The following is a 25,854-nucleotide window of genomic DNA, read 5'->3' on the forward strand; positions in this document are numbered from 1 at the left end:
TCCCGGCCGTGGTGGTCGTCCGGCTAACCGGTTCTCAGCGGCAGCACCGCGCTGATCCGGAAGCCCCCGCCGGGGCGCGGACCCGCGTCCAGCGTGCCGCCGACCATGCCTATCCGCTCCCGCATGCCGATCAGGCCCTGGCCCAGGCCGTCCCGGCCGCCCTGCTGGTACAGCTCGTGCCGGGCGCCGCGCCCGTCGTCCTCGATCAGCAGGTCGAGCGCCGCGTCGCCGAAGCCCAGCATGACGCTCGCGCTGGCGCCGTCCCCGCCGTGCTTGCGGACGTTCGTCAGCGCCTCCTGCACGATGCGGTACGCGGTCAGCTCGACGCCGCTGGACAGCGGTCTGGCGTCGCCCGCGACCTCGAATCTGACCGGCAGGCCCGCGCCGCGCACCTGGTCGATCAGATCGGCGAGCTGGTCGACGCCGGGCTGCGGCACGTACTCGCCGCCCGCGTCGTCGCCCGCGCGCAGCAGCCCGAGCAGCCGCCGCATCTCGGCGAGGGCCTGTCTGCCGGTGGTGGAGATGGTCGACAGCGCCTGCTTGGCCTGGTCGGGCGCGGCGTCCAGCACATACGCGGCGCCGTCCGCCTGGACGACCATCACCGAGACGTTGTGCGCCACGACGTCGTGCAGCTCGCGGGCGATACGGGCCCGCTCGGCCGCCACCGCCGCCTTGGACTGCGCCTCGCGCTCCCGGTGCAGCCGGGCCGCCCGCTCCTCCAGCTCCGCGTAGTACGCGCGGCGGGTACGGAGGCGGTCGCCGACCACCCACGACAGGGCGAAGATCACCGTCAGGAAGAAGGTCTGGAGCAGCGTCGTCCAGACCGTCGAGTACTCGTCGTGCGGCGGCCAGCGCAGCATCGACAGCGGCGCCGCCGCGAGGCCCGCCAGCAGGGCCAGCCGGGACGACCAGCGCTCGCCGTTGGACGCGCACGTGTAGATGATCGCCAGCATCGCCGCGTCGCCGGGATTGGTCTGCACGCCCAGCGCCAACTGGGTCAGGCCGACCCCGATGGCCAGCAGCAGCATCTTCTCCGGCGCACGGCGGCGCAGCGCCACCACGACCGCCAGCGCGCCGGACAGCGGCACCGCCAGCAGCCGCTCGGGGAACCTCAGGTCGGGGACTTCCAGCACCCACACAGCGCAGACCACGAGCAGGACGAGGGCCCAGAAGCCGTCGACCCACGTCGGGTGTCTGCGGAGAAAGTCGTAGATGCGCTGCACATAACCCAGCGTAGGCAACGGAACCCGTGCCGGGGTCAGCCGCTGGAGCGATCTCCCCTACTCCCCAAGGTGGACCCTCCGGGCCGGGTTCCCCCACTCACCTCTACGTCCCGCCGCCCGTGCCCCGCCTCTCCGCGGGAGGGCCCGCCCCGTCCGGGGCGCGGGGAGAGCGCGCCGCCGGCCCCCGCCGGCCGGTGGTCCGCAGACCACCGGACTGCCCCGCCGGGGCCGGTGGTGACCTGCGGGAGCACCGTGGCTGAGCGCGCGGTTCCTCCCCCGGCGCAACGGAACCGCCCGGGGCCGGGCCGCGAAGAGCCGCGACCCGCGCGGGGAGGGGTCAGCCGGCGCGGCGGTGGCCCGTGCGGGAGCGCGAGCGTTTCTCGACGTACATGCGCTGGTCGGCCGAGTGGAGGACTTCCTCGGCGGTCATCCCGCACCCGGCCCAGCCGATGCCGAAGCTGGCGCCGACGCGGACGGCGCGCCCGTCGACGCGGATGGGCGGGATGATGGCGTTGCGGAGGCGGACGGAGAGGTCGGCGGCGTCGGCGGGCGCCAGCCCGTCGGCGAGGACGACGAATTCGTCGCCGCCGAGGCGGGCGACGGTGTCGCCGTCGCGGACGGCGCCGGTGAGGCGGCGGGCGACCTCGATGAGGACGGCGTCACCGGTGTGGTGCCCGAAGCGGTCGTTGATGGACTTGAAGCCGTCGAGGTCGCAGAAGAGGACGGCGAGGCCCTTGCCCGCGTTCTCGGGGTCGCTCTCGTCTGGCGCGGTGACGTGGGTGTGCGAGTCGTAGCCGAGGGCGCCGAGGGGCGCGGCGAGCTCCTCGGGCCCGTAGCCGTAGCTGAAGGCGAACTCGTCGGGCCCTTCGCCGGGGACGCCGAGGGCGTCGGAGAGGTCGTGGGCGTCGCGGTCCTGGGGCCGCGAACAGAGCCGGGCGGAGAGCCGGGCGCGCAGTTCGGCGCTGTTGGGCAGGCCGGTGAGCGAGTCGTGGCTGGCGCGGTGGGCGAGTTGCAGCTCGCGGCCCTTGCGCTCCTCGATGTCCTCGACGTGGGTGAGCAGGAAGCGCGGCCCGTCGGCGGTGTCGGCGACGACCGAATTGCGCAGCGAGGCCCAGACGTAGCTGCCGTCGCGCCGCGCGAGCCGCAGTTCGGCCCGGCCGCCCTCGGCGGAGGTGCGCAGCAGCAGGCCGACGTCCTCGGGGTGGACGAGGTCGGAGAAGGAGTAGCGGCGCATGGTGGAGGCGGAGCGGCCCAGGAGGCGGCACAGGGCGTCGTTGGCGCGCAGCAGCTTGCCGTGCTGGTCGCCGCCCATCTCGGCGATGGCCATGCCGCTGGGGGCGTACTCGAAGGCCTGCCGGAAGCTCTCCTCGCTGGCGCGCAGTGCCTGCTGGTCGCGTTCGAGCCGGACGAGGGCGCGCTGCATGTTGGCGCGCAGCCGGGCGTTGCTGATGGCTATGCCGGCCTGGAACGCGTACATCTGGAGGGCTTCGCAGCCCCAGGGGCCGGGGTGCCTGCCGCTGGTGGGCTTGTCGACGGATATGACGCCGATCAGCTCGCTGCCGACGGTCTGCGAGGAGTACATGGGGGCGTAGAGGCGGTCGCCGGGGTGCCATTCGTCGGCGAAGCGGGGCAGCGGGCCCTCGGTGTGCCACTGGGGCACGTCGTCGTCGATGAGGACCCAGCCCTCGGTGTGCGGGATGAAGCGCAGGGTGCCCCAGCGCTCGCCCATGGTGAGGCGGCGCTCCCAGGAGGTGCGCGAGCCGATGCGTCCGGCCATGAGGGCCTCGGCCGCGGCGCTGCCCGCGAAGGCGGCCACGATGAGATCGCCGTCGGGGCGTACCAGATTGACGGCGGCCAGCTCGTAGTTCAGCCCTTTGACCACGCCTTCCGCGACGGCCTGAAGGGTGTCCGCGAGACTCCGCGCCGTGTTGAGGTCCGCGACGACCTGGTGCAGCTGACGCAGGGTCGCGAGACGGACATACGGCTCCGACTCGGTGTCCATGCCTCTCTCCGCGCCCTCGACAGCAACTCCTGATAATTTCAAATCAACGGATTACACGGGCCACTGAATCACAGCGAGCTGTGCCCCAGGTACACAGGGTCAACAATTCCTCGCCCTTGTGACTCAAGTCACATCATCATGTAAGCGGTTGAACACACAACGTAGAGCCCTGGTCCTAGGACCGGCCACGGCCCACCTCCGACCGGAGCCCGATGCGCGCGATTCCTACCGCCCCGTAACGTGATGGATGTGCTTGAACCTTCACCCGGACGGCATCCTGGGACCACCATGGGCCTATCCGAGACCGTCGACCTCGACGACTTCCGCGCCGCGATGTCCCGCCTGGCGGCGGGCGTCGTCCTCATCACCGCACACGACTCGGAGGACGAGCCGCGCGGCGAGGACGTCGGCATGACCGCCACCGCCTTCCTCTCCGTCTCGCTCGAACCGCCGCTGGTGATGGTGAGTGTCCGCGAGGGCTCGCGGATGGACGACCTGCTGGAGCGGCAGCCGCGCTGGGCCGCCTCGGTCCTCAGCGAGAGCCAGCGGCACATCGCGGGCCGCTTCGCGATGCGCGGCCGGATCAGCGACCGGCTGCTCTTCGAGGACATCTCGTACTACCGCGGCGAACACTCCGGCGCTCCCGTGCTCGGCGGCGCGCTCGCGATACTCGAGTGCGAGACGCAGCAGCGGGTGCCCGCCGGTGACCACACCCTGGTGGTGGGGCGGGTGCTGACGGCCAGGACGCCGAGCGCCGACGGCGGGCCGCTGACGTACTTCCGCGGCCGGTACCGCTACCTGCGCTGAGCCGTGGGCTCCCGCCTGCGCCGAGCTGTGCGCCGTATACCCGGGTATACGGGTCCCCGAGGCGGTCCGCTCAGTCCCAGCCGCCGCCGCTGCGGCCCCGCTTGGTCTGACTGCGCTGCTTCTTCACGCGCAGCCGCCGCTCGTTGATCCCACGCGGGATCTTCGTGGCGCGGCGCGCCTTGGGCGGCGGCGCCGTGGCCTGCGCCAGCAGCGCGGCGAGACGGGTGAGCGCCGTCTCCCTGTTGCGCCACTGCGAGCGGTGCTCGGACGCCTTGACCGTCAGTACGCCGCCGGTCAGCCGTCCCGCGAGCCGTTCCAGCGCGCGTTCCTTCCACACCGGCGGCAGCGACTCCGTCCGCGCGAGGTCGAAGCGCAACTCGACTTGCGAGTCGGAGGTGTTCACATGCTGACCGCCCGGCCCCGAGGAACGCGAGAAACGCCACAGAAGCTCGGCCTCCGGCACGGAGACCGAACCGCGAATGAGAAGTGGCCCGGACATGTGTCCCATGATCCCGCGTCCGGGGCCCGCGCGTCACGGGGTTTTCGACAGCGGCGCAACAGTTTCGGCGGCGGCGCAACAGCACAGTTGCAGGATTACTGAACCGTACGATCCTGTGACCGCGTTCTGGGGAATGACGGTAGTTTCGTCGGAGTACCTATGACAGACCACAAAAGGGGACTCCTCATGGCTGTAAGCCTGTCCAAGGGCGGCAACGTCTCACTGACCAAAGAGGCGCCCGGCCTGACGGCCGTGACTGTCGGCCTCGGCTGGGACGTGCGGACGACCACCGGCACCGACTTCGACCTCGACGCCAGCGCCATCGCCGTGAAGGTGGACGGCAAGGTCTACTCCGACGGCCACTTCGTCTTCTTCAACAACAAGCAGACCCCGGACCAGACCATCGTCCACACCGGCGACAACCGCACCGGCGAGGGCGACGGCGACGACGAGGCGATCAACGTCAACCTCGCGGGCCTGCCCGCCGACATCGACAAGATCGTCTTCCCCGTCTCGATCTACGACGCCGAGGCCCGCAGCCAGAACTTCGGCCAGGTCCGCAACGCGTACATCCGCATCGTCAACCAGGCCGGCGGCGCCGAGATCGCCCGCTACGACCTGAGCGAGGACGCGGCCACCGAGACCGCCATGGTCTTCGGCGAGCTGTACCGCAACGGCGCCGAGTGGAAGTTCCGCGCCGTCGGCCAGGGTTACGCCTCCGGCCTCGTCGGCATCGCGACCGACTTCGGTGTGACCCTCTAACACACGGGTCACCGTCAGAGCCGCCCACCGCACGGCCCCCGCCCCGGACGCTTCCGGGGACCGGGGGCCGTTCGCGTGTCCGGGCGCAGGTTCTTCCGTGTCCGCCTGTCCGCCTGTCCGGGTGTCCGGGTGTCCGCCTGTCCGCCTGTCCGCCTGTCCGCCTGTCCGGGTGTACGGGCCCGCACGCGCGGGTGACACCATCGGTGGGTGATCGACCTCGGATACGCCCTTTCGCGCCGCTTTCCCGACCCGCCGCAGATGGATTACCGGACGGCGGATGTGCGGACCCTGCGGCACGATCTGTTCTGCGGGGATGTGTATGTGGCCGAGGGCGAGCGGGAGTTGTCCACAGGCTGGGGATGGGTGCCGGTGCTGGACTTCGCCTGGGCGTTGTGCGACATCGTGGAGGAACTGGACCGGGACCCGGCGGGGAGCAGGGCGGCGCGGCCGCAATATGCGGAGTTCGACTTCACGGAGTCGGCGGACCGGCTGAGGTTCGTACGGCGTTTCGGCTATGTGGACGTGACGGCCGACTGGGTCGAGGACGAGCCGCCGTTGTCCTTGCACCACGCGGAACTACGGCGGGAGGCACGGGATTTCCTGCACGATGTGGTGGCCGACCTCACGGATATGCACGAGGGCCTGGACGGAAATCCGGTGATCTGGGATCTGCTGAGCCGTTTCCCGCGAGTGTGAGGCGGGTGTAAGGCGGGTGCGGGACGGGCGTGAAGCGGATGGTGTGAGGCGGTCACGGAAGTGAGGGCGCCGCTTGACCTCAAGTCCGCTTGACGTTGTTGGCTGGGGTCCGCACGCGCCGCGCCCGTACCCCGACAGGAGACCCGCCATGCACGCCGTACGACTGCACGCCTTCGGCCCTCCGGAGAATCTGCGGTACGAGGAGGCGCCGGACCCCGTGCCGGGCGCGGGACAGGTGCGGATCGCGGTCGAGGCGGCCGGAGTGCACCTGGTGGACACCACACTGCGGGCCGGGAAGTACGAGGGCGGCCCGATGCCCGCGCCCGAACTGCCGACGATTCCGGGCCGGGAGGTGGCGGGCACCGTGGACGCGCTCGGGGACGGCACCGACCCGGCGTGGCTCGGCCGCCGCGTCGTCGCGCACCTGGGCATGGTGCCCGGCGGGTACGCGGGGGCCGCGGTCACCGACGCCGCCCGGCTGCACGCGCTCCCCGACGGCCTGGACGCCGCCGCGGCCGTCGCGATGATCGGCACGGGCCGTACGACGGTGGGCATCCTGCGGCTGGCGGAACTGCGGGCGGCCGACACCGTGGTGGTGCTGGCCGCCGCGGGCGGCATCGGGACGCTGGTGGTGCAGTACGCGCGGCAGCTCGGCGCGACCGTCGTCGGCGCGGCGGGCGGCGCGGAGAAGACCGAACGGGTCCGCTCGCTGGGCGCGGGCCTCGCCGTCGACTACGGGCGGCCGGAATGGACGCGGGAGGTGCGGGCCTTCCTCGGGGGCGCGGGCGCGACCGTCGTCCTCGACTCCGTGGGCGGCGGCCTCGCGCGCGCCGCGGTCGGCCTGCTGGCGCCCGGCGGCCGGCACCTCGTCTACGGCTGGTCCTCGGGCGAACCGCTGCGTTTCGCCGACAGCGAACTCGCCGAGCGCGGCATCACCTCGCGGGTCGTCGTGGGCCCGGCCCTCCAGAAGTTCACCGGCACCCCGGAAGGGATGCGCGCGCTGGAGACCGAGGCGTTGGAGGCCGCCGCCGACGGCCGGCTGCGGCCCGCCGTACAGCGTTTCCCGCTCGCGGACGCCGCCGGGGCGCACCGGGCGCTGGAGTCGCGGGCGACGATGGGCAAGGTCGTCCTGATCCCGTAGCCGGGCCCTCGGGCGGGGGACGGCGTACGGCCCGCACACGCGCTCGCCGGGTGCCGTCTTTCCGGCTTGGGAACTCCTTTACGCTCCCCGAGAGTTCTCAGATCGCGTACGGACCACGTACCGAACCCCGCCCGAGGAGAGACCCGCTCATGGCCCTGTGGGACCGCTTGAAAGACTCCACCAAGACGATGCAGACCCAGCTCAACGCGAAGAAGAACGACCTGAAGAGCGGGGCCTTCCGCGATGCCAGCATGGCGATGTGCGCGCTCGTGGCCGCCGCCGACGGCTCCGTCGACCCGTCCGAGCGGCAGCGCGTCGCGTCGCTGATCGCGAGCAACGACGTGTTGCAGAATTTCCCGGCGCCCGACCTCCAGCGCCGTTTCGAGGACTACCTGACCAAGCTCACCGCCGACTTCGCCCTCGGCAAGGTGGCGATCCTCCAGGAGATCGCCAAGGTGCAGAAGAAGCCGACGGAGGCGCGTGCCGTCATCCAGATCGGCATCGTCATCGGCGGCGCCGACGGCGACTTCGACAAGACCGAGCAGGCCGTCGTGCGCGAGGCGTGCTTCGCGGTGGGCCTCAACCCGGCGGAGTTCGACCTCTGACCGGCCCCGCGTGACCGGGGGTCTCCGTCACCGGGGGCTTCCGCGACCGGGGTTCGTGGTCCGGTCGAGTTCGTGATCCGGCGCCCCTGCCTCCGGCGGTGCGCGGCCTGGTGACGGCCGCGCCGCCGGGCGGCACATGCCGCGTGCCCATTTTTGGCCATATTGGGCTGTTCGAATGACATGACCCTCCGCGTCCCCATATCTTCATGCTGATACCAGCGGAAACCGGTACAGCACTGCGCGCCACCGGGCGACTCCTGGGGAAGCGAGGTGCTGACCGTGCCGGTGGAGGGCTCCGCGTGCCGCGCGGCGGCCGTGGCGGTACGAGCCGTCACACCGGTCGCCGTCGCCGTCTTCGCCGTCGCTGTCTTGGCAGGCGTCGTGGCCGGGGCGGGCCGGGCGTCGGCCGCGACGGAAACCGGCAGCGGCGGGGAAGCCGGGAGCGGCGGGCACCAGCCGGTGACCGTGGCGGTGTGCGTCAACGGCAGGATCATCAGCCGACTGCTGCATCTGGATGTCTCCTTACGGCTCCCGGTGGGCCGCCTCACCGTGAAGGTCGGTGAACCCTGCGGCCCCAGGGCGCCGTCCGGCGGGGGCTCGCCGACACCCACGCCGACGTCGTCCCCGACCCCCACCTCCTCCCCCTCCCCCACGTGCACCCCCACCGCGGCCCCGACGGCCTCGGGCCCCGTAGCCGTACCGCCGCCCGTGACGCCGCCCACGAATGGCGCGGGCCGCCCGACACCGTCCCCCGCGGGCTCCGCGCCCGTTCCTCCCCCGTCCGCAGCGCCCGCCGACGCCGCGTCCGCCCGGCACCGTACGGCCGCCCGGCCCGGCGTACGCCCGGCCGCGCCCTTGTCACCGACACCGTCGTCGGCCGGGGACGACGACGCGAAGCCGCGCGGCACGGGCGCCGAACCGCCCTTCGACGCGCAGCCGCCGCCGTCGCCCGGCCCCGACGAGAGCGTGTCGCGCTGGTGGCTGCTGTCGATGCTGGCCGTCCTGTTGCCCGCAGCCCTCGCGGCCCTGCCGCGCTTCGTCGCACGTCGCCGCTGACCTCGGGTCGTCCGGAGCGGTCGCGTCGTCAGAGGTCACGTCGTCCAGAAGTCACCTCGTCCAGAAGTCACGTCGCCCAGAGGTCGCCTCGCCCAGAAGTCACGTCGCCCAGAGGTCGCCTCGCCCAGAAGTCACGTCGCCCAGAGGTCGCCTCGCCCAGAGGTCACCTCGTCCAGAGCAGGCGCGCACCCGCGCGCACCGAACCACCTGAGACCTGAGCACCGCCGTACCGAAGCCCCAGGAGTCGTATGTCCATGTACGTCGTCTCGCTGCTGTCCGTCCTCGGCGGTGTCGCCTTCGCCGTCCTGCTGGGCCACTTCCTCGGCCAGGAACAGCGGCTGGCGAGCGTCGAGTTCAACGGTCAGGCGCTGTCGCTCATCGGCGGTGTCCTGCTCAGTTCCTTCATCCTGCTGACCGGTTTCCAGGTCGCCGGCAGCTGGTCCGCGCTGAGCACCGCGCGGTCCCGTACGTACGACGAGGCCAGGGCGCTGGGTGACACGTACTGGGCGGCGGGCGGTCTCGCGAGCCCCGACCGCGTCAAGGTGCGGGCGCTGCTGCGGCAGTACACCTCCGACGTCAGGACCGTGGAGTTCCCCGAACTCGCCCACGGACACACCAGCCCCGAGGCATGGCATGCCCTCGACCAGGTGCGCGCGGCCATCGGCGCCGCCGCGCCCGGCCACCAGACGGCGAAGTCCGCCGCCACGACGGCGCTGGCCACGGTCTACGAAACGCGCACCGACCGCGCCGCCGAGGTCAAAGCGGGCATGCCCCGGATCACCTGGCTCGCCATGCTGGTCGCCGGCGGCTTCCTCATCGCCTTCCCCCCGGTCCTCGGCCTCACCGCCACCGCCCGCCATCTCGTGGCCCTCTGTTTCGTGGGCGCCGCCATCGCCTTCGCCATCTGCCTCACCGCCCAGCTCAACCACGCCTTCCAGCACCCCTTCGGCGTCCGCGACACCGCCTTCACCTTCGCCGAGTCCCGCTTCCACCAAATGGACGGCTGACGTTCTGCGGACGGCTCGCCGCCGCGAGCGCGCCTCAGCCGTAACGAACGGCAGCCCGTTGCCGCGCGGGTGGACGGCGGGGGCGCTTCAGGGGGGCGGGGGTCACCACTGCACGTCCGCCACCAGGGGGCGGTGGTCGGAGAGGGGGGTCAGGGGGGCGGTCGCCGAGGTCAGGGCGGACCGGACCGAGGAGGGCGGGACGCCGTGGGCCAGGATGTGGTCGAACTGGACGAGGGGGCGGTGGGCGGGGTAGGTGGGGGTGCGGGCGAGGTCGTGCCAGCGCTCGCGGCCGGTGGCGGCGAGGACGGTCCTCGGTACGGCGCCGGTCAGGTTGAAGTCGCCCAGGAGCAGGTAGGGGCGTGGCAGGTCGGCGATCCAGCGGCGTACGGCGGCGAGTTGGCGGGCGTTCCAGCCGGGCACGAAGGACAGGTGCAGGGCGACGGCCGTGAACGGTCCGGCGTTGCCCTCCAGTACGGCGGCCAGCACGGCCCGCGGCTGGTCCCGTACCCATACGAGCCCCGGCCGTCCGGCCACCCGCAGCGGCAGCGCGAAGGGCGCGGGTGCGAGCCGCCGGGCCCGCCAGTGCCGTACCGGCAGCCGGGTGAGCAGGGCGACCCCGTGCGCGGGCGCATCGCCGTACGCCTCCACCCCGCCAGCCGCGCCCGCGCCCGCGTCCGTATCCGTGCCCGTATCCGTGCCCGCACCCGCACCCGCACCCGCACCCGCACCCGCACCCGCACCCGCACCCGCACCCGGCGGACCGTAGACCCGGAGGTCCGGCGCTTTCGGGTCCAGGACCCATCCCTCGCCCGGGACGGACCGGCCGTGGACGGCGGAGGCGAAGCGCCAGTGCGCGGCGCCCATCGCGTCGCCCGCGACCCGCGCCTGGTCGATCCGCCCGGACCGTTCCTGGGCGCGGTCGACCTCCTGGAGTGCCACGACGTCGGCGTCCAGCGCCGCCACGGCCGCGCCCAACGGCTCCCCCGCCGCCTCCCCCACCCCGAACGCCACCGGCCGCCCCCCGGTCATCGCCTGCCCATGCAGCACGTTAAACGTCACAAAGCGCACACTCCGACGATAGCCACACCCCCGGTGACCAGCAGCGCCCGACCGGGGCGGGCCGTATCCGCGAGTCGGGTGCCGCGAACCGCCCGGCGCGGACCGAGCCGTCGGTGAACCCCCTGCGGGTCGGCCGCCCCCCGGTGCGCGGACTCCCGCGAGATCACCGACCCGCCGGAGGCCAACAGCCCGCCCGTCCACGGCCGTTGGGGCCCGGCCCGGCGCCGGGCCGCCCCGCGGGCAGCGTTCCGGCCACCGCAGCCGGCCTCGGTCCCCCGCCCCCGGGCGGCAGCCCAGAGAGCGCTCTCACCACATCTTGACGGCAGCGCATGTACACGGGTTCAATCAACTTCGCTCAGTTGTCTACACCACCGGACGCCCCGCCTCCGCGCCGCGACCGGTCCACCGCCGCGCCCGTTGCACCCCTCGCACCCCGCCGTACCACCGCATCCGCCGCCGTATCCGCGGCACCGCTCCCCCCTCCGCGTGTTCCCTGGCAACTCTTCCCGTCCGCCGATTGACGGACCGTCAGGAGCTCTCCGTGACCCACCGCTCATCCCCCCACAGCAGATCCCCGCAGCCGGCCTCGCGCACCCGCGCCTTCTCCGGACCCGCCGCATTCCGCGCCTTCCGCGCCTTCCGCGCCTGGCGTCAACTCGCCCTCGCCACAGCGCTCGGCGCGCTCGCCGTGTTCGCCGCCGGCACCCCGTCCGCGGACGCGGTCACCGTGCCGGGCGCGCCGTCCGGCTGGACCACCGTCTTCAGCGACGACTTCGCCGGCGCGGCGGGCAGCGCGCCGAACGGGTCGAAGTGGACGTACGACACCGGCCCCGGTGCGAACTTCGGGACCGGCGAGATCGAGACGATGACCAACTCGACCAGCAACGTCCACCTGGACGGCAACGGTCACCTCAACATCACCGCGCTCGGCAGCGGCACCAACTGGACGTCGGGCCGCATCCACACGCCCACCGCGGTCGCGGGCGCCCCGGCGGGCGGCAAGTTGCAGGTCACGGCGTCGATCCAGCAGCCCAGCCCGGCCAACGGCCTCGGCTACTGGCCCGCGTTCTGGATGCTCGGCCCCGGCCAGTGGCCCGAGAACGGCGAGATCGACATCATGGAGGACGTCAACGCCCTCTCCCAGGTGGCGGGCACGATCCACTGCGGCACGTACCCCGGCGGTGTCTGCAACGAGGGCAACGGCATCGGCAGCGGCCTGCGCGCGTGTTCCGGCTGCCAGAGCGGCTTCCACACGTACTCGATGATCCTCGACCGGACGAACACGTCCAACGAGTCGATCACCTTCTACCTCGACGGCGCCTCGTACTTCAGCGTCAGCGAGGGCCAGGTCGGCGCGGCCACCTGGCAGGCGGCGTACGACCACAACCTGAACATCATCTTCGACCTCGCGATGGGCGGCGGTTTCCCCAACGGCGTCTGCGGCTGCACCTCGCCGAGTTCGGCGACGACGTCCGGCGGGACGATGAGCGTCGGATACGTGGCCGCGTACACGACGACCGGCGGCGGTACGACCCCGCCGCCGTCCGGCGGCAAGGCCATCACCGGCTACGGCGGCCTGTGCCTGGACGACCGCGCGTCGAGTACCGCCAACTACAACCCCGTTCAGGTCTACACGTGCAACGGCACGGCCGCGCAGCAGTGGACCGTCGTGGAGGCGGGCAGCACCCTGCACGTCCTGGGCAAGTGCCTCGACGTCAACGGCGGCGGCACGGCCAACGGGACGCTGGTCGATCTCTACGACTGCAACAACACCGGTTCGCAGGTGTGGATACCGCAGTCCAACGGGTCGTTGTACAACCCGCAGTCCAACAGGTGCCTGGACGACACCGGTTGGTCGACCACCGCGGGCACCCAGGTGGAGATCTGGGACTGCACGGGCGGGGCCAACCAGGCCTGGCACCTGCCGTCCTGACGGTATTTCAGCTCTTGACGACCTGAGGCCCCGACGGCCTACGGCACTCCAGGCCCCAGGTCCTGACGTTCTTCCAGGCAGTCCCCCCACGCGAGCCGCCGCCCCGACGCACCGACGGCGACGGCCCGCCTGCCACCTCCAAGGAGGAGTACGTGGTCTCCAGACGATCCTTCGTCACCGCGGTCGGCGCGGGCGCCGCCGCCGCGAGTTCCCCGCTGTGGGCGCGCGGCCTGACGTCGCGGGCCGCGGCGGCCGGTCCGTCACTGCCCGTCTCGCTGAAGAACAACTCGGGCAACGGCACCGTCTACGCCTACATCAGCGGCTCCGACAGCTCCGGCTGGCCCGGCTTCGTCACCTCGTCCGGGCGCTTCCAGCGGCTGCCCAGCCCCTCGTCCGTCCTGACCCCGATCGCCGACTTCTCCCTCCAGTTGGGCGCCTCGGGCTCGGCGGCCACCACCTTCACGCTCCAGGACTACGTGATCGGCGGCCGGGTCTGGTTCTCGGTCGGCAAGAAGATCCAGTTCTACGTCAACCCGCCCGGCGGCAACGGCGGCGTACCCGGTCTCGTACAGCCCGGTTTCACCAGCAGCGACCCCAACTGGCTGACCAACTGGACCTTCTGCGAGTTCACGTACAACAGCGCCAACCTGTACGCGAACATCAGCTACGTCGACATGGTGGCGCTGCCCGTCTCCATGGCGACGACCGGCAGCGGCGGTTCGCAGTCGGTCAGCCCGCTGCCCTCGGGCGCGCTGGCCTCCATCGCCTCCGGGCTCCAGGCGCAGCACGCCGCCGACGGGGCGCCGTGGGACAAGCTGGTCGCCACCGACTCCTCGGGCGCCGCGCTGCGCATCCTGGCGCCCTCGCACTCGCCGACCGACTTCGGCGGGTACTGGAACAACTACCTGAACAGCGTGTGGAGTTACTACCAGTCGCACACGCTGACCATCAACGGGCAGGGCGGCATCGGCTCGTACTCGGGCACCGTCTCCGGCAACACCCTGGTCTTCTCGGGTCTGAACACCAACGGCGTGCCGTTCACCAAGCCCAGCGCCGTCGACATCTTCGGCTGCGCCAGCGGCCCGCTCTACAACTCCGGCGGCGACGCCCGCGGCGCGGTCGCCGCCCGGCTGGCCGCCGCCCTCAACCGCAGCTCGCTGCTGGTCGGCGGCGGCAACAACCAGCCCGACGGCGTCGCGCCCTCCGCGTACTACACGGACGCGACGACCAACCACTACGCGCGGCTCGTCCACAAGTACGCCAACGTCGGATACGCCTTCCCGTACGACGACGTCGGTCCCACCGGCGCCGCTCCCGTCGACGGTCACATCCAGGACGGCGCGCCGACCTCCTGGACGGTCTCGCTCGGTCCCGGCGCGGGCTCCGGCACCACCCCGCCGCCCGGCGGTGGCGGCACGGGCGCCTACTCGACCGTCCAGGCGGAGTCCTACAGCGCCCAGAGCGGCACCCAGACCGAGGCGTGCACCGACTCCGGCGGCGGCCAGGACGTCGGCTACATCTCCAACGGCGACTGGCTCAAGTACGCGGCCCTCGACTTCGGTTCGTCCTCGCCCCTGCAGTTCACCGCCCGCCTCGCCTCCGGCGCCGACCCCGGCGTCAGCGGCGCCCTCCAGGTCCGTCTCGGCAGCACCACCGGGACCAAGATCGCCGAGATCGACTTCGGCAACAACGGCGGCTGGCAGAACTGGCAGACCGTCCCCGCCAACGTCACCGCCTCCGTCACCGGCACCCACGACGTCTGTCTCGTCTTCTCGTCCGGCTCCTCCGCCGACTTCCTCAACATCAACTGGTTCACCTTCACCCACTGATCCGGGTCCGTCCCTCAGCCTCCGCCGGGTCCGGGCCGCGCGATGTGCGGCCCGGCCCCAGCGGGTGGGGAACGTCAGATCAGGACGTCCTTGTAGTAGACGCTCGCGTAGCGGGTGGAGCTCGTCATGGAGGGGCGGGAGGCGAAGCCGAAGCACAGGCGCGGGTTGTCGTTGACGGTCCGGTAGACCATCATCCCCTCGGGCTCGCGGTAGAAGAGGGTCTTGCCTGCCGCGGTGAAGGAGCGCTGGACGACCTTGCCGGTGTTCATGTCGGTGGCCGTCACGTAGGAGTTGATGTCGGCGGGGTCCTCGTGCCCTGTGCCGTCCAGCGTGTAGAGGTAGTTGTCGAGGAACGTGTAGCCCTGGAAGGTCACGGAGCCGTTGCCGAGGGTGGGTTGGGCGAAGTGCGCCAGCGGGCTGGAGAACTTGCCCGCGGCGGCGTCGGCGAGCGAGAACAGGCTGTAGTGCATGCCGCCGCTCTCGCTGCGGCGGACCAACAGCCGTTTGTTGACCGGGTCGGTGGCGCAGGAGATCGTCTTGCTGCCGGTGAGGAACTTCTTCACCGACGACGGGGTACCGCCGTTGACGAATTTGAAGCGGGCGAGCGCCGTGCCGCGACCGGCGTCACTGTGCTGGTCGGAGTCGCACTCCATCCAGATGTAGGACGCGGTGCCGACCGGCTCCACCCCGATCGACACACCGTGCCCCGCGTTGCTGACGTGCATGTGGCCGGTCAGCTCGCCGCTGATGCTCAACTGGTTGACGCACAGGTCGTCGCCGTCGCTGCCGTTCTGGATCTGCGCAATGTACAGACGCCGGTTGACGTTGTCGTAGGCCATGCCCTGCATCGCGTGGTGCGTCTCGTGCAGCGACACCCCGCGGAACCGCTCGTACGACGGTTGCGACAGGTCGAACCGTTGGGAGGCCGGGACGTCGGCCGATGCCAGTGACTCGCTCAGCGCGACGCCCGCGCCGACTCCGAGCAGGCCGGTACCGGCCACTTTTAACGCCGTGCGGCGCGAGAGGGATCGCGACAGTGATTTCGACATTGCGCCACCCTGGCACCACCCTTCACACCCCGCAATGCCCAGGGCGGAGGCGGGGCGGGGGGTCAGACGGCGGCGGGCGGCTGCACGGGGCGGGCGCTGAGTTCCTTGGCCGCCTCCGTGAGGTCCTTGGCGGTGTCGATGGCCCGCCAGTAGGCGCCCTGAGGGATCGGGAAACCGGCCAGCCTCCGCTCGCGGGCCAGCCGCGGGAAGGTGGTGCGCTCGTGGTCGCCCCGGTCCGGGAGCTGGGCGGTGAAGCCGGGCGCGAAGACGTACACGCCCGCGTTGATGAGGAAGGGCGAGGGCGGGGCCTCGATGAAGTCCAGCACCTGGCCGAACTCGTTGGTCTCGACGGCGCCCCACGGGATACGGGGGCGGGCCAGCGCGAGGGTGGCGATCGCGTCGCGCTCACGGTGGAAGGCGGCCATCTCGCGGAGCGAGAAGCGGGTCCAGATGTCGCCGTTGGTGGCGTACCAGGCTTCGTCGGGCCGGGGCAGCGAGGCCGCCGCGTACTTCAACCCGCCGCCGCGGCCCAGCGGTTCGCGCTCGACGACCGTGGTCACGTTCAGCGGCTGCGGGGTGCCGTCCAGCCACTCCTGGAGCACCTCGGCGAGGTGGCCACAGGACACGACGGCGTCGGTGACGCCCTCGGCGGCGAGCCACGCGAGCTGGTGCCCGATGATCGGCGTCCCGGTGCCGGGGATCTCCACCATCGGCTTGGGGCGGTCGTCGGTGTACGGCCGCAGCCGCGAGCCCTGGCCGCCGGCCAGGAGCACGGCCTGGGTGACCGGCGCGGCGTCGTGGCGCGAGGCGTCATCCGGCGCGGCGGCGTGGCGCGAGGCGTCATCCGGCGCGGCGGCGTGGTGCGTGGCCTCGGCGCGCGAGGCGTCGTGGGCGGTCGAGGGGGAACGGTCGTCGGCGCGCGTCATGCAGCGCACCCTATGCGAAGGCGGCGTACGTCCCGCACCGGGCGGGCCGTACGCCGCAAGGGGTTCCTCGCGCGTGCCGGTGGTGGGAGGCGGCCGGAGAGGCCGCCGTCAACAGCGATGTCAGCCGACCGAGGCGACGCCCGTCGCGAAGGCGGTGTCGCACACCGGGCGCGACCACGCCTGGGCGCGCTGCGTGGCGCCGTCGTACTTGGCGACGGCGGCGCGCCCCAGCGACCGGGCGATCGACGCGCAGTACCGTGCGAGCGACGGCTGACGCGCCATCTCGACCTGCAACTGGGTCAGAGCGGCGCCGGGGTCCTTCTCCTGGAGTTCGTCCAACAGACGGCGGCGCAGCACCTCCTGCGGTGCCTTGGAGGCATCCTGCGCGGCAACCTGCTCCTTCGTCTTCGCGGATGCGGTGAGCACCTGCGAGTCGGAGGAGGAGTCCGCCCACGGGACGCGGGTGACGGCGAGCGTTCCCGACAGCACGAGAACGACCGGAAGAACGAGCGCGAATGTCTTGCCGAGACGGCGAGCTACCTGGTTCACGCATCGGATCGTAGCGACTGGTGATGATTTGGCGACATTTAGTCACCCTGACGAGGGAGTGAAAATCTCGGAGAGGGTGTTCGGGTGTTGACGAACACACCCGAAAGGCCGGATATGCGTATGTATTTGTCGACAACGTGTACGGATGGCGGGGGTGGGGGCGAGGCGGGGGGCGAGGCGGCGACGCGGCGGCGCGGCTCAGGTAGCGGCGGGGCACGTACTGGCGGGACACGTACCGGCAGGGCACGTACCGGTGGCACACGGCGACGGCCCGCCGGTACGTGAGGAGTCACGTACCGGCGGGCCGTCGGCGTGGAGGAACCGGTGGATCAGCGGTTGTCGGTCAGGCGCTCGCCGGAGGAGGTGGCGAAGACGTGCGTCTCACCGGCGCGCGGCACGACGTGCAGCACGGAGCCCTTCTCGGGGATCGCGCGGCCGCCGACGCGGATGACGACGTCCTTGTCCTCGTCGCCGACCTTGGCCGAGCCGTACACGTAACCGTCGGCGCCCAGCTCCTCGACGACGTTGACGGTGACAGCGAGACCCGCCGGGCCCTCCTTCGTCAGCGCCTTGGAGCTGTCGTTCTCGGAGACGATGTCGAAGTGCTCGGGGCGGACGCCGACGGTGACCGTACGGTCGCCCTTGTCGGACGCGGCCTGCACCGCTTCGCGCTCGACGTTCACGACCGCGTTGCCGAACTTCACGCCGCCGTCGGTGATCGGCACCTCGATGAGGTTCATCGCCGGGGAGCCGATGAAGCCGGCCACGAAGAGGTTCGCGGGGCGGTCGTACATGTTCCGCGGGCTGTCGACCTGCTGGAGGATGCCGTCCTTGAGGACCGCCACGCGGTCACCCATGGTCATGGCCTCGACCTGGTCGTGCGTCACGTACACGGTCGTGACGCCCAGACGGCGCTGGAGGCTCGCGATCTGCGTACGGGTCTGGACGCGGAGCTTGGCGTCGAGGTTCGACAGCGGCTCGTCCATGAGGAACACCTGCGGCTCACGGACGATCGCGCGGCCCATCGCGACACGCTGGCGCTGACCGCCGGAGAGCGCCTTCGGCTTGCGCGCCAGGTACTCGGTGAGGTCCAGAATCTTCGCGGCTTCCTCGACCCGCTTGCGGATCTCGGCCTTGTTGACGCCCGCGATCTTCAGGGCGAAGCCCATGTTGTCCGCGACGGTCATGTGCGGGTACAGCGCGTAGTTCTGGAACACCATCGCGATGTCCCGGTCCTTCGGCGGCAGGTGCGTGACGTCCCGCTCACCGATCCGGATCGCACCCGCGTTGACGTCCTCGAGACCCGCGAGCATGCGCAGGGAGGTCGACTTGCCGCAACCCGAGGGCCCGACGAGAACCAGGAACTCGCCGTCCCCGACCTCGATCTCCAGGCCGTCCACCGCGGGCTTGTCGCCACCGGGGTAGATGCGGGTCGCCTTGTCGAACGTGACAGTTGCCATGACTGATTACAGTCCCTTCACCGGCAGGAACGTGCCGGACGATCCGAGTAAAGGAAGGATTGGTCCAGTCCACACTGTGTGAACCTTCCCGTGACGCTACCTTGCCCCCCGCCCCTTGTCACCAGCCCCCCGCCCCCCACTTTCCCTCCCACCCCCCGATCCGTGCCCGCTACACTTCTCCTGCGCCTCCTTAGCTCAGCTGGCCAGAGCACCGCTCTTGTAAAGCGAAGGTCGTCGGTTCGAATCCGACAGGGGGCTCTTCGTCTGTGCTGGTCAGGTGCCCCGCCGCCCTTGTGAGCGGTGGGGCACTTCCCGTCCGGCACACATTCAGCACACATCGTGTCCCGGACGGGGTGGGGAGGAGGCAGCCGGTGCCTCCCAAGGACGAGCTGGCGAAGCGGCGGTACGACAAGCTCGTGGACCGGGTCGAGACGCTGGTGCGCGCGTCACTGAAGCCGGAGTACCGGGGGTACGGCGGTCAGCTCGTCCTGAACGCCGAGGACATCGAGGAGCTGGGCAGCTCGCCCGACGAGATCCGCCGAGCGGCGCGCGACCGACGCTCTGGACGCCTTCCTGGGCCGAGACGACTGACTCAAGGCTGTCCCGCAACTCCCCACGGTCACACCGCTTGAGCGACGGGGTTGCCTTGGAGGTTGTGGTCGGCGCAGGGCCATGTGCTTGCGGCGAGCGGGGCGAGCGGTGTCGGTACGAGGTGCAGTTCCTTGCCGAGGGTGAGGGCGACCATGCCGTTGTCCAGAATGAGGACGCGGCTGGTAACGCCGGTGCCAGGAAGTTCTGCAAGTGTGTGGGCCTTCAGGCCGGCGTCGATGGCGGTCAGTTGGTCGTTGCGCCAGTAGACGGTGGTTCCTTCCTGGTCCACTGCGGCGGGTGCGGTGTAGTAGCCGGGCAGGCCCGGGCCGCTGGTCAAGGTGTCGTCCGGCGCAAGTCGCTGATATCTGGAGTGAGAAGGCAGCCGGTTCTCCATTTCGACAATCGAGACGACGCCGTCAGCACCGATCGCGAGCGTTCCGTGGCTAGGCCAGGTGGCGACGCGGGCGCCTTCGGAGGTCCAACGCGTTGTCTCCAGGGCTCCGTAACCCTGGGCGCCGATGAGGAAGCCCCGGTCCCCGTCGATCGCTTTGTGCCCGCCGGGCGCGGCTGCCGTCGCGGCCGATGTCTTGCCCGTGCGTAGATCGAGAAAGAACGTGCGGCCGAGTCCGCTTCTTAGGTCTTCGAAAGACGCGGCCACGCTGTCCCCGGCAATCATCAGCGGCTCGTGGTAAGCCACGCTGACCTCACCTGGCGCCCACGCGGGTTTCTGCCGCGCCTGCCAGCCGGAGTCCTCGCTGATCTCGACTATTCCGGGATACGAGATGTCGCCGAAGCGGATCGGGGTCGACCATACGCGGGTGCCGTCTTCGCGGTGGCGGGAGATCCGCGGTTCGCTCATGGGCCCCTCGCGGCGAAGGGGTCCGCGCGCCGCAGTCCACAGGATGCAGAAGCCGTCGGGCAACAGGGCGAAGGTGCCGATGTCCTCGCCGGGCCAGCTGGGCGGGACCACGGAGTTGACGGTCCGGCCGTCCGCGTCGATCTCATCCAGAACCCGCCAGGTCGATTCAGGGCGGGACACCCAGACGGTTCCACGGCCGGTGGCCCGCACCCACGGGTGACCGGTTCCCGGGAACGAGCGCTGCCACTCCGCACGTCCCGTCTGGCTGACGGCGGTGAGGACGGTCTCCATGGGATTCGCGCCGTAGCCGATGACGAAGAGCAGACCGGCCGGATCATCGGCCACGACATTCCACGCCTGGCCAGGCAGGACGACGCGCAGAGGAGCATTCATGGACGTGCATCCTGCCCGGCCGTCCAGAGCGACGCCACCACGAGTGCCGGCCATGAGAACGCTCACCCGTGACCGGGCGTGCAGCCGTTGACGCCGCCCCGCTCGGAAGCGGGGGGACGACATCCAACGGGAGTCCGGCCGTTGCCAGGCCGGTAGCGCGTCCTCTGGCGAGGACCATGGCTCGGCGTTTGTGCATCTTCTTGGAGACCTCGTCCAGGCGGTCGGGGAAGAGGTGGCCGTAGACGTCGAGGGTGAGGGTCGCGGACTTGTGGCCGAGCATGGTCTGGACGACGTCTCGTGAGGTCCTTTCCCGGGGGGATGATCGGCGTGGCGTGAGGACCGCGTCCTCTGGGGCGGGGGCGCGGTCCTGGGGGTGGGGAAGGGTCAGGAGGTGCGGGTGGGGGACGGGGCGGAGGGGTCTCCGAGGACGTGGAGGCCGAGGAGGCCGCCGATGGCGCCCTGGGTGGGCTTGGGGGCCGGGGCGGACGGGGCGGGAGCCTCCGGCTGGGAGGGCGGGGCGGGCGGCGGGGCCTGCGAAGTCCCGCCGGAGGAACCGCCGCTGGAGGAGGACGTCGAGCCGCTGGTCGGGCGGGAGCCCGCGGAGTGGCCGCCGCCGGTCGACGAGGAGGACGTGGACGACGAGGACGTCGGCGCCTTGGACGTCGGCTGCCCCTTGGCCTTCTTCTTGTCCTCGCCCTTCTTCTTGGACTTCGGCGACGCCGACGGCTTCGGCGACGCGCCCTGCGGCCCGCTGCCGCCCGAGACCTCGGGCAGCGGGGAGCCGGGCAGATTGTTGGTCGGAATGACCGTCGGCCGCTGCGGCCTGTCGTCGTGCGTGCTCGACGCGCGGACGGCGGCGCCGAGCACCGAGCCGATCAGCAGCGTCAGACCGGCGATCACGGTGGCGAGCACCGTGCCGCGCCGCAGCACCCGGCGGCGCAGGTCCCACACCGTGACGCGCGGGCCGAGCCGCCGCCAGGCGTCCCCTGCGAGGTGACCGTCGATGGAGTACACCGGCGCGCCCGCGATGATCAGCGGGCTCCACGCGGCGAGGTAGATGAAGTCCGGGGCGTCGTACACCGGGACCGTCCGCCAGCTCACCGTCACCAGTAGCGCGATCGACAGGCCCGCGCCGAAGAAGGCCGCGACACGCTGCCACAGACCGCAGACGGTCAGGACGCCGACGACCACCTGGAGGAAGGCGATGCTCAGGCCCGCGCCCACCGGGTGGTTGAGCGCGGCGTCGCGCAGCGGCTCCGCGAGGGCCCACGGGTGCAGGGAGTTGAGCCAGGTGACCATCGAGCCGCGCTTGCCGCCGTCGAAGTAGACGGGGTCGCAGAGCTTGCCCATGCCCGCGTAGATCGACACGAAGCCGAGGAAGATCCGCAGCGGGAGCAGCACAATGCCGAGGTTCATCCGGCGGTCGGGGTACCAGGCGTGCTTGGCCGGTTCGCCGTTGCGGGTACGCGGCCTGCGCTCGGCGCCGTCGACGGACGAGGAGTCGCCGACGTAGCCCACCCGCTGCTCGTCGGAACCGCCGTCCGCGCCCTCGTCGTACGCGCCGGTCGCCGGGCGTACGCCGCTGAGCAGGCCGGTCGGGGACTGCGCGCCGCGCTGGCCCACGACGGTCGGCACGGGGGGCGCCGCCGTGGTGTCGTCGATCCGCGGCAGCACCTGGGTGGCCGCGCCGGAGGAGTTCGCGCCGCCGGCCACGCCCGCGCGGCGGACCGCCTGGAGCAGTTCCCCGGCCGCCGGGTCGCCCGGCGTGGAGCGGCCCGACCACACCACCGGCGACAGCTTCCGCCGCCCGGCCGCGCCGGGCCGCGCTTGCGTCACGACGGGGATCTGCGCGGTGTCGTCGAGGCTGAGGGCACGGCCCGGGGTCGCGCCGAGCTGCACCCGGAAGCTCGCGTGATTGACGATGACCTGGGCGGGATCGCTCGGCACCCTGGCCATGCTCAACGGAGCGGGCTCGTCGAAGCCGGGCAACCCTCCCCCCGTAGGAGTGCGGGGTGTTCTGGTGTCCACACTCATCTAACCGAGTGACGGACGTTTAGGACACTGCCTCCGCGCCCCCACGATGTCCGAGACCCGTCAACGCCCGGTCAGCGCCCCGGCGATGACATTTCGAAGACGCGTCCGAGAACGCCTCAGGAAGGGTCACAGGGCGGCTCAGAGCCTGCGCCGCGCAGGCTTTTCAGACCCGGCGCCACGACCCGCCACCACGAGCCGCCACAGACGCGGCGCCACAGCCCCGGCGCCACGACCCGCCACAGTCCCGGCGCCACGACCACGGCTCAGGCCCGGCACCACGACCACCGCTCAGGCCCTGCGCCGCGACGCCTCGTACAGCACAACACCCGCCGCCACACCGGCGTTCAGCGACTCCGCCGCGCCGCCCGGCATCGGAATCCGCACCAGCAGGTCGCACGTCTCGCTGACGAGCCGCGACAGCCCCTTGCCCTCGCTGCCCGCGACGATGACGACGGGCCCCGACAGGGCGTCCAGCTCGTGCAGTTCGAGGTCGCCGTCCGCGGCCAGGCCGACGACGGTGAGCCCGGCCTTCTGGTACGACTCCAGGGTGCGGGTGAGGTTGGTGGCGCGCGCCACCGACACCCGCGCCGCCGTACCCGCGGACGTCTTCCACGCACCGGCCGTCATCCCGGCCGCGCGCCGCTCGGGCACGACGACGCCGTGCCCGCCGAAGGCCGCCACCGAGCGGACGACGGCGCCGAGGTTACGAGGGTCGGTGACACCGTCGAGCGCGACGATCAGCGGGTCCTCGCCCGCGTCGTGCGCGGCGGCGGCCAGATCGTCCGGGTGCGCGTACTCGTACGGCGGGATCTGGAGCACCAGGCCCTGGTGGTTCAGGCCCGCGGTGAGCCGGTCGAGCTCGGGGCGCGGGGCTTCGAGCAGCGGTACGCCGCGGTCGGTGGCCAGCCGCAGCGCCTCCCGTACCCGGTCGTCGTTCTCGATGAACTGCTGGACGTACACAGCTGTGGCCGGGATGTCGGCGCGCAGCGCCTCCACCACCGGATTGCGGCCGACGACCAGCTCGGAGGTCGACTTGGAGCCGCGGCCCGACGGGCGCCGGGACTGCGAGGAGACGGCCCGCTTGGCCGCCGCGTTGGCGACGCGGTTCTTCTTGTGGCCCTTGCGCGCCTCCGCGGGCGGCGTCGGGCCCTTGCCCTCAAGGCCCCTGCGCCGCTGCCCGCCGCTGCCGACCGTGGCGCCCTTTTTGTTGGATGTACGGCGGTTCCTGCGCTGGCTGTTCCCGGCCATGGGGCACTCTCACTTCGCTTCGGTCATGCTCGCCGGACATGGGTCCGGCGTACGGATATACGGGTCGGGTCGGGTCGGGGCGACGGGTCGGGCCCGTCGACCGGGGCCGCGGAGGCGATCCGCCAGGAGGCGGTCCGCCACGGAGGCAGTCGGCCGCTGAGGCGGTCGGCCGCGGGATCGGTCAGCCGCGCAGCGTCCAGCGCGAACCCGTCGGTGTGTCCTCGATCTCCAGACCCGCCTGTACGAGCTGGTCGCGGATCGCGTCGGCGGTCGCGTAGTCCTTGCGGGCGCGGGCCGACTGCCGCTGTTCGAGGACCAGCCGGACCAGGGAGTCCACGACGCCGTGCAGGTCGTCGCCGCGGTCGGCGCCCGTCCAGTGCGCGTCGAGCGGGTCGAGGCCCAGCACTCCGAGCATCGCACGGACCTCGGCCAGACGCGCGACCGCGGTCTCCTTGTCGTCCGCCGTCAGCGCGCTGTTGCCCTGCCGGACGGTGGTGTGGATCACGGCGAGCGCCTGCGGCACTCCCAGGTCGTCGTCCATCGCCTCGGCGAAGGCGGGCGGCACCTCGGCGGCGGGCTCGACCGGCCCGGCTTTCTCGATGACCCGCTGCACGAAGCCCTCGATCCGCGCGAAGGCGGACTCCGCCTCGCGCAGCGCCTCCTCGCTGTACTCGATCATCGACCGGTAGTGCGGGGTGCCCAGGTAGTAGCGCAGCACGATCGGCCGCCAGCGCTGCACCATCTCGGAGACCAGCACCGAGTTGCCGAGCGACTTGCTCATCTTCTCGCCGCTCATGGTGACCCAGGCGTTGTGCACCCAGTAGCGGGCGAACTCGTCGCCGTACGCCTTGGCCTGCGCGATCTCGTTGTCGTGGTGCGGGAAGATCAGGTCGATCCCGCCGCCGTGGATGTCGAAGACGCTGCCCAGGTACTTGTGGGCCATCGCCGAGCACTCCAGGTGCCAGCCGGGACGGCCGCGGCCCCACGGGGTCTCCCACGACGGCTCGCCGGGCTTGGTCGACTTCCACATCGCGAAGTCCCGCTGGTCCCGCTTGCCGGTCTCGCCCTCGCCCTCGGGCTGGCGCAGATTGTCCAGCTCCTGGTTGGACAGCTCCAGGTACTCGGGGAACGAGCGCACGTCGAAGTACACGTTCCCGTCGGCCTCGTACGCGTGCCCGCGCTCGATGAGGCCGCGCATCATCTCGATCATCTCCGGTACGTGGCCGGTGGCGCGCGGCTCGTACGTGGGCGGCTGGCAGCCCAGCGCGTCGTAGCCCGCGGTGAAGGCGCGCTCGTTCTCGTACCCGATCGCCCACCACGGGCGGCCCTGGTCGGCCTCCTTGGCGAGGATCTTGTCGTCGATGTCCGTCACATTGCGGATGAACGTGACGTCGTAGCCGCGGTAGCGGAACCAGCGCTGGATGATGTCGAAGTTGAGCCCGGACCTGATGTGCCCGATGTGCGGGGCCGCCTGCACGGTGGCGCCACACAGGTAGATCGAGACGCAGCCCGGCGTGAGCGGGACGAAGTCACGGACCTGGCGCGCGTTGGTGTCGTACAGGCGAATAGTCACTCCACAAGGGTAGTGGCCCGGAGCGGGTGCCTTGTGCGGTCTGACACAGGGCACACACAACGGTGACAATCGGCTGTACGGCGACCCCCGCGCCCCGGCCCCGCCCGGCTGGACGGCGGCCCGGCCGTACGGACGGCGGCCCCGCGCGGCTCAGCCGTGCTCGACGATCCGGTCCGCGCTCACCCGTACGACGACACGCACGTCCCCGGGCTCGTCGTTGCCGTACTCCTCACCGGTGTACTTCCGGCTCAGCGCGTTGATCAGGTCGTCGCCGCCCTCACGGGTGAGGGTCGCCGTGCCCCGGATCTCCAGGTACTTGTACGGGTTGTCGACCGGGGTCACCAGCACGGTGGTGCGGGGGTCCTTGAGCAGATTGAGGTGCTTGCGACGGCCCTCCTTGGTGGAGACGAGCACGTCGTCACCGTCACGCGTCACCCACACGACGGACAACTGGGCCTGGCCGTCGGGCTGGAGGGTGGCGATGGTCGCGAAATTCTTGCCGTCGATCAGGGCGCGGGCGGAGTCCGGGAGGGCGGCCATGAGCGGGTCCTTT

At 71.5% G+C, this 25,854-nt stretch carries 23 protein-coding genes and 1 tRNA gene; 11 read left to right on the plus strand and 13 right to left on the minus strand.

The features are described 5' to 3' along the window. Positions 1–23 precede the first annotated feature (23 nt). On the minus strand, positions 24–1,223 hold the full coding sequence (locus ACFZAM_RS25865) for a histidine kinase (RefSeq protein WP_391049646.1): 1,200 nt from the start codon (positions 1,221–1,223) through the stop codon (positions 24–26). A gap of 337 nt (positions 1,224–1,560) precedes the next feature. Beyond that, positions 1,561–3,225 carry a diguanylate cyclase CdgB gene (gene cdgB, locus ACFZAM_RS25870; protein WP_355342229.1) on the minus strand — a complete coding sequence of 555 codons (1,665 nt, stop codon included), beginning with the start codon at positions 3,223–3,225 and terminating at the stop codon, positions 1,561–1,563. A gap of 288 nt (positions 3,226–3,513) precedes the next feature. Here cdgB and ACFZAM_RS25875 point away from each other — a divergent pair, with 288 nt between their 5' ends. Further along, positions 3,514–4,032: a flavin reductase family protein gene (locus ACFZAM_RS25875; RefSeq protein ID WP_355342226.1), complete on the plus strand. Its 519-nt coding sequence runs from the start codon at positions 3,514–3,516 to the stop codon at positions 4,030–4,032. 70 nt (positions 4,033–4,102) lie between these two features. Here ACFZAM_RS25875 and arfB read toward each other — a convergent pair whose 3' ends face one another. Continuing rightward, positions 4,103–4,540, minus strand: a complete 438-nt coding sequence (arfB, locus tag ACFZAM_RS25880; protein WP_355342223.1) for an alternative ribosome rescue aminoacyl-tRNA hydrolase ArfB — start codon at positions 4,538–4,540, stop codon at positions 4,103–4,105. 177 nt (positions 4,541–4,717) lie between these two features. Between arfB and ACFZAM_RS25885 the strand changes: the two genes are divergently transcribed. The 6 genes from ACFZAM_RS25885 (at position 4,718) to ACFZAM_RS25910 (ending at position 9,798) form a co-directional block, all read left to right on the plus strand. Beyond that, entirely contained in the window at positions 4,718–5,293 is a 576-nt protein-coding gene (locus tag ACFZAM_RS25885; RefSeq protein ID WP_355342220.1) for a TerD family protein, read from the plus strand. 207 nt (positions 5,294–5,500) lie between these two features. Beyond that, complete coding sequence (locus ACFZAM_RS25890) at positions 5,501–5,989, plus strand: hypothetical protein (protein ID WP_391049648.1); 489 nt, start codon at positions 5,501–5,503, stop codon at positions 5,987–5,989. A gap of 148 nt (positions 5,990–6,137) precedes the next feature. Then, a complete protein-coding gene (locus tag ACFZAM_RS25895; protein ID WP_391049650.1) occupies positions 6,138–7,130 on the plus strand; it encodes a zinc-binding dehydrogenase in 993 nt (330 codons plus the stop codon). Between the two features lie 149 nt (positions 7,131–7,279). Beyond that, complete coding sequence (locus tag ACFZAM_RS25900; RefSeq protein WP_355342211.1) at positions 7,280–7,735, plus strand: TerB family tellurite resistance protein; 456 nt, start codon at positions 7,280–7,282, stop codon at positions 7,733–7,735. Positions 7,736–8,005: 270 nt separating this feature from the next. Then, on the plus strand, positions 8,006–8,791 hold the full coding sequence (locus tag ACFZAM_RS25905) for a hypothetical protein (protein ID WP_391049651.1): 786 nt from the start codon (positions 8,006–8,008) through the stop codon (positions 8,789–8,791). Between the two features lie 248 nt (positions 8,792–9,039). Beyond that, the gene (locus ACFZAM_RS25910) at positions 9,040–9,798 is read left to right on the plus strand and encodes a hypothetical protein (RefSeq protein ID WP_391049653.1); all 759 of its coding nucleotides are present in this window, start codon (positions 9,040–9,042) and stop codon (positions 9,796–9,798) included. Between the two features lie 102 nt (positions 9,799–9,900). Here the strand turns inward: ACFZAM_RS25910 and ACFZAM_RS25915 are convergent, their stop codons facing one another. Continuing rightward, positions 9,901–10,866: an endonuclease/exonuclease/phosphatase family protein gene (locus ACFZAM_RS25915; protein WP_391049655.1), complete on the minus strand. Its 966-nt coding sequence runs from the start codon at positions 10,864–10,866 to the stop codon at positions 9,901–9,903. Between the two features lie 532 nt (positions 10,867–11,398). Between ACFZAM_RS25915 and ACFZAM_RS25920 the strand changes: the two genes are divergently transcribed. Further along, complete coding sequence (locus ACFZAM_RS25920; RefSeq protein WP_391049657.1) at positions 11,399–12,790, plus strand: ricin-type beta-trefoil lectin domain protein; 1,392 nt, start codon at positions 11,399–11,401, stop codon at positions 12,788–12,790. 152 nt (positions 12,791–12,942) lie between these two features. Then, on the plus strand, positions 12,943–14,619 hold the full coding sequence (locus ACFZAM_RS25925; protein WP_391049659.1) for a beta-1,3-glucanase family protein: 1,677 nt from the start codon (positions 12,943–12,945) through the stop codon (positions 14,617–14,619). A 74-nt stretch (positions 14,620–14,693) separates the two neighbouring features. On the opposite strand, the gene ACFZAM_RS25930 is transcribed toward ACFZAM_RS25925, so the two are convergent. The 4 genes from ACFZAM_RS25930 to ACFZAM_RS25945 form a co-directional block, all read right to left on the minus strand. Further along, positions 14,694–15,620 carry a teichoic acid biosynthesis protein C gene (locus ACFZAM_RS25930; protein ID WP_391049661.1) on the minus strand — a complete coding sequence of 309 codons (927 nt, stop codon included), beginning with the start codon at positions 15,618–15,620 and terminating at the stop codon, positions 14,694–14,696. A gap of 110 nt (positions 15,621–15,730) precedes the next feature. Then, positions 15,731–16,594: a sugar phosphate nucleotidyltransferase gene (locus ACFZAM_RS25935; RefSeq protein ID WP_391049663.1), complete on the minus strand. Its 864-nt coding sequence runs from the start codon at positions 16,592–16,594 to the stop codon at positions 15,731–15,733. A 120-nt stretch (positions 16,595–16,714) separates the two neighbouring features. Continuing rightward, the gene (locus ACFZAM_RS25940) at positions 16,715–17,143 is read right to left on the minus strand and encodes a hypothetical protein (RefSeq protein ID WP_188280613.1); all 429 of its coding nucleotides are present in this window, start codon (positions 17,141–17,143) and stop codon (positions 16,715–16,717) included. A 329-nt stretch (positions 17,144–17,472) separates the two neighbouring features. Then, positions 17,473–18,603, minus strand: coding sequence for a sn-glycerol-3-phosphate ABC transporter ATP-binding protein UgpC (locus ACFZAM_RS25945; RefSeq protein WP_355342187.1), 1,131 nt, complete (start codon positions 18,601–18,603; stop codon positions 17,473–17,475). Positions 18,604–18,787: 184 nt separating this feature from the next. On the opposite strand from ACFZAM_RS25945, the gene ACFZAM_RS25950 reads away from it, so the two are divergent. Both ACFZAM_RS25950 and ACFZAM_RS25955 read left to right on the plus strand, forming a co-directional pair. Further along, positions 18,788–18,861 (plus strand) — tRNA-Thr (locus tag ACFZAM_RS25950). Positions 18,862–18,974: 113 nt separating this feature from the next. After that, entirely contained in the window at positions 18,975–19,235 is a 261-nt protein-coding gene (locus ACFZAM_RS25955; RefSeq protein WP_391049665.1) for a hypothetical protein, read from the plus strand. On the opposite strand, the gene ACFZAM_RS25960 is transcribed toward ACFZAM_RS25955, so the two are convergent. The 5 genes from ACFZAM_RS25960 to ACFZAM_RS25980 all read right to left on the minus strand — a co-directional run bounded on the left by ACFZAM_RS25960 (position 19,223) and on the right by ACFZAM_RS25980 (position 25,841). Then, positions 19,223–20,446 carry a hypothetical protein gene (locus tag ACFZAM_RS25960; protein WP_391049667.1) on the minus strand — a complete coding sequence of 408 codons (1,224 nt, stop codon included), beginning with the start codon at positions 20,444–20,446 and terminating at the stop codon, positions 19,223–19,225. The two genes, ACFZAM_RS25955 and ACFZAM_RS25960, sit on opposite strands and share 13 nt — an antisense overlap. Positions 20,447–20,830: 384 nt before the next feature. After that, positions 20,831–22,402, minus strand: a complete 1,572-nt coding sequence (locus ACFZAM_RS25965; RefSeq protein ID WP_391049790.1) for a DoxX family membrane protein — start codon at positions 22,400–22,402, stop codon at positions 20,831–20,833. Between the two features lie 366 nt (positions 22,403–22,768). Continuing rightward, positions 22,769–23,728, minus strand: a complete 960-nt coding sequence (gene rlmB / locus ACFZAM_RS25970; RefSeq protein ID WP_355342096.1) for a 23S rRNA (guanosine(2251)-2'-O)-methyltransferase RlmB — start codon at positions 23,726–23,728, stop codon at positions 22,769–22,771. A 181-nt stretch (positions 23,729–23,909) separates the two neighbouring features. Further along, a complete protein-coding gene (cysS, locus tag ACFZAM_RS25975) occupies positions 23,910–25,301 on the minus strand; it encodes a cysteine--tRNA ligase (protein ID WP_355342093.1) in 1,392 nt (463 codons plus the stop codon). A 150-nt stretch (positions 25,302–25,451) separates the two neighbouring features. Next, positions 25,452–25,841 (minus strand): PPOX class F420-dependent oxidoreductase, encoded by a 390-nt coding sequence (locus ACFZAM_RS25980; protein ID WP_355342090.1) that lies wholly within the window; start codon positions 25,839–25,841, stop codon positions 25,452–25,454. Positions 25,842–25,854: the final 13 nt, after the last annotated feature.

Origin of the sequence: Streptomyces sp. NPDC008079 (genome assembly GCF_042957385.1) — a bacterium.
Taxonomy (GTDB): Bacteria; Actinomycetota; Actinomycetes; order Streptomycetales; family Streptomycetaceae; genus Actinacidiphila.

What these genes read in the sequence shown, in the direction of transcription:
- arfB (WP_355342223.1), bottom strand. Translation starts at nt 4,540, where the DNA reads ATGGGACACATGTCCGGGCCACTTCTCATTCGCGGTTCGGTCTCCGTG.
- ACFZAM_RS25965 (WP_391049790.1), bottom strand. Translation starts at nt 22,402, where the DNA reads ATGGCCAGGGTGCCGAGCGATCCCGCCCAGGTCATCGTCAATCACGCG.
- ACFZAM_RS25895 (WP_391049650.1), top strand. Translation starts at nt 6,138, where the DNA reads ATGCACGCCGTACGACTGCACGCCTTCGGCCCTCCGGAGAATCTGCGG.
- ACFZAM_RS25980 (WP_355342090.1), bottom strand. Translation starts at nt 25,841, where the DNA reads ATGGCCGCCCTCCCGGACTCCGCCCGCGCCCTGATCGACGGCAAGAAT.
- ACFZAM_RS25875 (WP_355342226.1), top strand. Translation starts at nt 3,514, where the DNA reads ATGGGCCTATCCGAGACCGTCGACCTCGACGACTTCCGCGCCGCGATG.
- ACFZAM_RS25935 (WP_391049663.1), bottom strand. Translation starts at nt 16,594, where the DNA reads ATGACGCGCGCCGACGACCGTTCCCCCTCGACCGCCCACGACGCCTCG.
- ACFZAM_RS25945 (WP_355342187.1), bottom strand. Translation starts at nt 18,603, where the DNA reads ATGGCAACTGTCACGTTCGACAAGGCGACCCGCATCTACCCCGGTGGC.
- ACFZAM_RS25900 (WP_355342211.1), top strand. Translation starts at nt 7,280, where the DNA reads ATGGCCCTGTGGGACCGCTTGAAAGACTCCACCAAGACGATGCAGACC.
- ACFZAM_RS25910 (WP_391049653.1), top strand. Translation starts at nt 9,040, where the DNA reads ATGTCCATGTACGTCGTCTCGCTGCTGTCCGTCCTCGGCGGTGTCGCC.
- ACFZAM_RS25960 (WP_391049667.1), bottom strand. Translation starts at nt 20,446, where the DNA reads ATGAATGCTCCTCTGCGCGTCGTCCTGCCTGGCCAGGCGTGGAATGTC.
- ACFZAM_RS25885 (WP_355342220.1), top strand. Translation starts at nt 4,718, where the DNA reads ATGGCTGTAAGCCTGTCCAAGGGCGGCAACGTCTCACTGACCAAAGAG.
- rlmB (WP_355342096.1), bottom strand. Translation starts at nt 23,728, where the DNA reads ATGGCCGGGAACAGCCAGCGCAGGAACCGCCGTACATCCAACAAAAAG.
- cdgB (WP_355342229.1), bottom strand. Translation starts at nt 3,225, where the DNA reads ATGGACACCGAGTCGGAGCCGTATGTCCGTCTCGCGACCCTGCGTCAG.